Annotated in this window: 2 protein-coding genes; both read right to left on the bottom strand. The window is 73.0% G+C overall.

Translation table 11 applies throughout. From position 1 onward, the window contains the following. A partial coding sequence (locus ACTOWL_RS37395) for an amino acid adenylation domain-containing protein (RefSeq protein WP_441326386.1) occupies positions 1–6,603 on the bottom strand: 6,603 nt, incomplete at its 3' end. Next, on the bottom strand, positions 6,600–6,922 hold a 323-nt coding region (locus ACTOWL_RS37390), incomplete at its 5' end, for a phosphopantetheine-binding protein (RefSeq protein WP_441326385.1). The genes ACTOWL_RS37390 and ACTOWL_RS37395, both read right to left, overlap by 4 nt.

The following is a 6,922-nucleotide window of genomic DNA, read 5'->3' as shown; positions in this document are numbered from 1 at the left end:
CGCCGCGATGGCCGAGCGCAGCGCCTCGGCCTGCAGCCGCTGGCGCGGCGCCAGCAGCACCGCCTGGTTCCAGTGGTGCCGCCCCGGGATCTCCGCTCCGAAGAACCAGCGCTGGATCGGCGTCAGCAGTGCCTCGCCGGTCGCCGTCTCCGGCACGACCGCAACCGTCTCGCTCCCGGCCACCGCCGCCAGGCCCCGCACCGTCTGGTGCTCGAACAGTTGCCGCGGCGTCAGCACCAGCCCTGCCCGGCGGGCCCGCGACACCACCTGCAGCGACAGGATCGAATCCCCGCCCAGCTCAAAGAAGTTGTCGTCCCGGCCGACCTGCCGCAGGCCCAGAACCTCCGCCCAGATCCCGGCGATCGCCTGCTCCGCCTCGCCCTCCGGCGCCGACTGGGTGGTGCTCTCCCACGCCGGCTCCGGCAGCGCCTTCCTGTCCAGCTTGCCGGTCTGCAGCAGCGGCAGCGCCGGCAGCACCACGATCCGCGACGGCACCATGTAGTCCGGCAGCTGGCCCGCCAGATGCGCCTTCAGCGCGGCCTCCAGCTCCTCGCCGGCCTCCGGCGCCGCGACATGCGCCACCAGACGCTTGCCGCCCGGCGACGACACCGCCGACACCACCGCGCCGCGCACCTGCACGTGCGACAGCAGCCGCGCCTCGACCTCCCCCGGCTCGATCCGGTAGCCCCGGATCTTCACCTGGTGGTCGGCCCGGCCGAGATAGTCGATCGACCCGTCCGCACGCCACCGCACCACGTCCCCGGTCCGGTACATCCGAGCACCCGGTTCGCCATACGGGTCCGGCACGAACCGCTCCGCCGTCAGGTCCGGGCGGCCGACATAGCCCCGCGCCAGACCGGAGCCGCCGATGTGGAGCTCGCCCGCCACGCCGACCGGCACCGGCTGCAGCCGACCGTCCAGCACATAGGCCCGGCGGTCCCCCACCGGACGTCCGATCGGCACATACGCACCGTCGCACGCCGTCTCCGCCGTCCCCTTCCACACCAGCGGCGTCACCACCGCCTCGGTCGGCCCATAGCCGTTGATCAATGCCCGCGGCCGCAGCGACCGCCGCACTCGGTCGTACCCCGCCGCTGGCATCGCCTCACCCCCGAAGGAGTAGAGGTCGACCGGCGGGCAGCTGCCGGTCTGCTCGGCCCAGGCCGCCATCTCGTTGATGTAGACCGGCGGGAAGCCGGCATTGGTGACGCCGTGCCGGCCGATCGCCGCCAGCGTCTTCTCCGCCGGCCACAGGCTCTCGTCGCGCAGCACCAGGCTGGCGCCGCAGGTCAGCGCCGTCAGCCAGCGCTCATGCGCGCCGTCGAAGCTGAAGGCGATGAAGTGGAACTCGCGCGACGTCTCGTCCATGTCGTAGAGCGGCGCGGTCACCCGGCAATGCATGGCGAGCGGGCCATGGGCGACGGCGACGCCCTTGGGCTTGCCGGTCGAGCCCGAGGTGTAGATCACATAGGCCAGGTTGTCCGGATGCAGCGCCACCGCCGGCCCCGCCTCGGCCTCACCGGTGTCGACCAGGATCCGCTCCAGACCCTCCGGCAGCCTTCCGGCCAGCGAGGCCTCGGTCAGCACCAGCCGCAGCCCGCTGTCCGCCGCCACCTCGGCCAGCCGCGCCGCCGGCGCGTCCGGCGCCAGCGGCACATAGGCGCCGCCCGCCTTCAGCACCGCCAGCAGCGCCACCAGCAGTTCGACCGACCGCTCCAGCACCACCCCGACCAGCACGTCCGGCCCGACGCCGGACTGCACCAGACGGTGCGCCAGATGGTTGGCCCGCCGATCCAGCTCGCCCCGGCTGACCTCACGGTCGCCGAAGATCACGGAGGTCCGGCCTGGCTCCGCCGCCGCCCAATGGGCGATCCAGTCCTGCACCGAACGATACGGCTCGGCCTCGTACGGCTCGGTCTGCCAGGCCGCGAGCTGCGCGAGATCTGTCTCCGCCAGCAGGGAGAGGGAGCCGAGCGCGGCGCCCTCGTTCCCGGCCAGGCGGTCGAGCAGCGTGTCGAGATGGCGGGCCAGCGCCTCGACCTGCGCCGGCGCGAAGGCGTCGCGGCGATAGCCATAGGCAATGTCGAGCGTGTCGCCGGCCTGGACCGCCAGCGACAGCGGGTAATGCGTCGCCTCCACCGTCTCCGCCGCCGACACAAGCAGGTCGCCGCCGGCGCGCGCGGCATGGTCGATCGGATAGTTCTCGAACACCAGCAGCGTGTCGAACAGGCCGCCCTGGCCGCCCCAACGCTGGATATCGGCGAGCGGCGTGTGCTCGTGCTCGTGCAGCGCCAGCATGACGTCCTGCACCTGGCGCAGCCAGTCGCCGACCCGGGCTTCGGGGTCCGGCTGCTGGATCACCGGCAGGGTGTTGATGAACAGGCCCAGCAGCGCCTCGGCGTCCGGCAGATCGACCGGGCGGCCGGCGACGGTGGCGCCGAAGGCGACGCTGGGCTGGCCGGTGTAGCGCGACAGCAGCAGCGCCCAGGCGCCCTGCACCAGGGTGTTCAGGGTGATGCGCTGACGCCGGCAGAAGGCGGCCAGCCGGGCCGTGCGGTCGGCGTCGCGGCGGGTGGCGAGGACGCCGTGCCCGTCGCCCTTCTCCGCCGGGGCCGGCAGCGCGTCGGCCAAGCGGGTCGGCGCCTCCAGCCTTGCCAGCTGGCCGCGCCAGAAGGCCTCGTCCGCCGCGGCGTCGCGGCCGGCCAGCCAGGCGATATGGTCGCGGTAGCGGCCCGGGCCGGCGGCCGGCACCGTGCCGTGGTACTGCGACAGCACCTCGCCGATCAGCCGCGACGTGCTCCAGCCATCCATCAGGATATGGTGGAAGGTCCAGATCAGCCGGTGCCGGTCCTCGCCCACCTGCAGCAGCAGCACCCGCATCAGCGGCGGGGCCGACAGGTCGAAGCCGCGCTCACGCTCCCAGCGGGCGATCTCGGCGATCCCCGCCTCGTCGAGGCCGCTGCCGTCGCGGGTCTCGACCGGCGCGGGCACGCTGCGCCGCACCAGCTGCAGCGGCGCGGGGCCGTCCCACAGGAAGCCGGTGCGCAGGATGTCGTGCCGCTCGATCGCGGCCTCCCAGGCGCGGGTGAAGCGGCCCCCGTCGAACGGCCCGTCGAAGGTCGCCAGCACCTGGTTGACGTAGAGCCCTGCCTCCGTCGCGTGCAGGGCGTGGAACAGCAGCCCCTGCTGCAACGGCGACAGCGGATAGGCGTCGGCGATCGCCGCGGCCGGGACCGGCAGGGCGTCGATCTGCGCCTGGCTCAGCCCGGCCAGGGGCAGGTCCGACGGCGTCAGGCGCGCCGGCCGCTCCGTTCCGACGGCCAAGGCCGGACCGACTGCAACGGACGGCGCTGTCCGCCCCCGACGTGCCGCCGCGGCCTGGGCCCGCACGGTCTGGTGCTGAAAGGTGTCGCGGAGAGTCAGGACCAGCCCCTGCCGCCGAGCCCGGGCGATCACCTGCAAGGACAGGATCGAGTCGCCGCCCCGATCGAAGAAGTTGTCGTCGCGGCCCACCTGGCGCAGGCCCAGCACCTCCGCCCAGATCCCGGCGATGGCCTGCTCCGCCTCGCCCTCGGGCTCGGCCAGGCTCTCGGCGTCGCTCTCCCATTCCGGCTCCGGCAGCGCCTTGCGGTCCGGCTTGCCGTTGGCCGAAAACGGCAGGGTGGCGAGCCTCACGATGCGCGACGGCACCATGTACTCCGGCAGCAGCGCCGACAGGTGCTGCTTCAGCGTCGCCTCGTCGGGCGCCGCCTCGCCGGCGGCATAGCCGACCAGCCGCCCCTCCCGCAGCACCGCCACGCTGTCCCGCACGCCCGGATACGAGCGCAGGCCTGCCTCGATTTCGCCGAGCTCGATCCTGTATCCCCGCAGCTTCACCTGATGGTCCAACCGGCCGAGATACTCGATCGCCCCATCGGAGCGCCGCCGCGCCCGGTCGCCGGTGCGGTACATCCGGCTGCCCGCAGGTCCCTGCGGATCCGGCACGAACCGCTCCGCCGTCAGGTCCGGACGACCGAGATACCCCCGCGCCAGGTTCGTCCCGGCGATGTACAGCTCCCCGGCCGCGCCCTCCGGCACCGGGTTCAGGTCGGCATCGAGGATGTGAATCCGGGTGTTGGCGATGGCGTGCCCGATCGGCACGTTGCGCTGTCCTTCCTCCGGGCGGAACGCCCAGGAGGTCACGTCGACCGTCGTTTCCGTCGGACCATACAGGTTGTGCAGGCGCGCGGCCGGCAGGCGCCGCCGGAACAGCGCCGCGAGGTCCGGTGTCAGCTCCCCACCGCCGCAGAACACGTCGGTCAGGCTGGAGCAGTCCTCCACTCCATCCTCGTCGAGGAACAGCTGCAGCAGCGATGGGACGAACTGGACCGCCGTGACCCCTTCATCCCGGATCATCTCGATCAGATGGTCCGGCTCCCGATGCCCGCCGGGGCGCGACAGCACCAGCCGGCCGCCCGAGGCCAAGGGCCAGAAGAATTCCCACACCGAGGCGTCGAAGCTGGAGACGGTCTTCTGCAGCAGCACCGGCGGTCCGGAAACCTCGTAGGTTGCCTGGGTCCATTGCACCAGGTTGACCAGCCCGCCGTGCCTGACCATCACCGTCTTCGGCCGACCGGTCGAGCCGGAGGTGGTGATGCAATAGGCGAGCGCCTGCGGATGCCGGGCCACGGCGGGAGCCTCATCCGGGTATCCGGAGAGATCCCATGTCTCCAGGGCCACGATCTCGCCCCCGGCCGGCTGCGGCAACTGGTCGGCGAGACGGGCCTGGGTCAGCACCAGCCGCAGGCCGGTCTCGGCGATGGTGCCGGCCAGGCGCTCGCGCGGATGCTCCGGATCCAAGGGCAGATAGGCCCCGCCGGCCTTCAGGATCGCGAGCAACGCCACGACCAGCTCGATCGAGCGCTCCATCGCCACGCCGACCAGCACGTCCGAGCCGACACCGCGGGCGACCAGGGCCCGGGCCAGCCGGTTGGCCCGCCGCTCGAGTTCGGCGTAGCTCAGCCGCTCGGCTCCGAACACTAGAGCCTCGGCCTGGGGCTTGGACCGCACCTGCCGTTCGAACAGTGTCACCACGCTCGGCACCGGCTCATAGGCCCGGTCGGTCGCATTCCAGACGGACAGCCGCTCCTGCTCCGTCTCGGTCAGCAGGTCCAGCCGCGCCAGCGGCCGGTCGGGATGCGCCACGGCCTGCTGCAGCAGGCGGAGGAAGCTGTCGCGCCAGCGCTCCACCGTCGACCGGTCGAACAGCTCGGTGGCGAAGTCCAGCTCGGCGGAGATCCGTCCAGCCTCGTCCTCCGCCGTGGTCAGGCTGAGGTCGAACTGGGCGGTGGCGCCGGGCCGCCCCAGGGTCTCGGCCCGCACATCGCCGAGGCGCAGCGCGACGGCGTCGCGGCGCCGGCCGTGCTGCATCATCACCTGGAACAGCGGGTTGCGGCTCAGGCTGCGCTCGGGGTTCAGCGCCTCGACCAGCCGCTCGAAGGGCAGCGCCTGATGCGACTGGGCGGCCAGCGCCGTGTCGCGCACCGCCGCCAGCAGCGACCGGAAATCCGCCCGGCCGTCGACCTCGACCGGCAGCACCTGGGTGTTGACGAAGCAACCGATCACCGCCTCGACATCCTGGCGCTGGCGGTTGGCCACCGGCACGCCGACGCGCAGCTCGTCCTGCCCGCCGAGCCGCCGCAGCAGCACGGAGAAGCCGGCCAGCAGCACCATGAACAGGGTCGCGCCCTGCTGCTGCGCCAGCGCCCGCAGCGCTGCGGACAGGTCGCCCGGCAGGTCGAAGGCGACGGTGTCGCCGCGCCAGCTCGGCTCGCTCGGCCGCGGCCGGTCGGCCGGCAGCTCCAGCACCGGCTGCTCCGGGCCCAGCCGGTCGAGCCAGGAGGCGAGCAGCCGCTCGCCCTCGCCGGCTTCCATCAACTGGCGCTGCCAGACCGCATAATCCGCGTACTGGATCCCGGACGCGGCTTGCTGCGGCCGGCCCGACCGATGGTCGTCGTAGCCGCGGGCCAGATCCTCGACCAGCAGGTCGAGCGACCAGCCGTCGGCGGCAATGTGGTGCAGGGTCAGCAGCAGCACATGCTCGTCGGCCGCCAGGGTGACCAGCGTGGCGCGCAGCAGCGGGCCGGCCGCCAGGTCGAAGCTCCGCCGCGCCTCGGCCGCCGAAATCTCGTCGAGCTGTGCCTGCCGCCCGTCCGACAGGTCGATGCGCGCAAGATCCACCGGCACCGGCGGCAGGATGCGCTGCCGCGGCTCGCCCTCGGCCTCCGGGAAGACGGTGCGCAGCGCCTCGTGCCGGGCGACCAGCCCGTCCAGCGCCGCCTGCAGCGCGGCCGGGTCGAGGTCGCCCGACAGGCGCAGGCCGCCGGTGATGTGATAGGCCGCGCTCTCCGGCTCCAGCTGCCACAGCAGCCAGAGGCGGCGCTGGGCATGGGACAGCGGCAGGTCGCCGTCGCGCGGCGCCGGCACGATCGGCAGGCGCTGGGCGCTGATGCCCTTGGCGTCGAGCTGGGCCAGGAACTGCCGGCGCTTGTCGGCCGGCAGGGCGGCGACGCGCTCGGCGATCGCGCGCATCGGGTCGGCCGGCGGCACGGTCATGTCGTTCATTCGGGCAGCTCCAGCGCGTCCAACAGCTCGGACATCGCATCCAGTTCCGCCGCGGCATTGCCGCGGCCGTGTCGATCGATCAGCACGGCCAGGCCGGCGACGGTGCGGGCTTCGAACAGCGCCGCCAGCGGCAGCTCCACCGCCAGGGTCTGGCGCAGCCGCGACACCATCTTGGTCGCCAGCAGCGAGTGCCCGCCGAGGTTGAAGAAGTCGTCGTGTCGGGAGACATGGGCGAGGCCGAGGACTTCCATCCAGATTTGGGCGACGGCCTGCTCGGTCTCGCCCTCGGGCTCGGCCCGGCTGTCGGCGCTGCTCTCCC

Origin of the sequence: Inquilinus sp. CA228, assembly GCF_052078665.1 — a bacterium.
Taxonomy (GTDB): Bacteria; Pseudomonadota; Alphaproteobacteria; order DSM-16000; family Inquilinaceae; genus Inquilinus.
The sequence above is the reverse complement of the archived record's forward strand: the minus strand, read 5'-3'. Positions and strand labels throughout refer to the sequence as shown.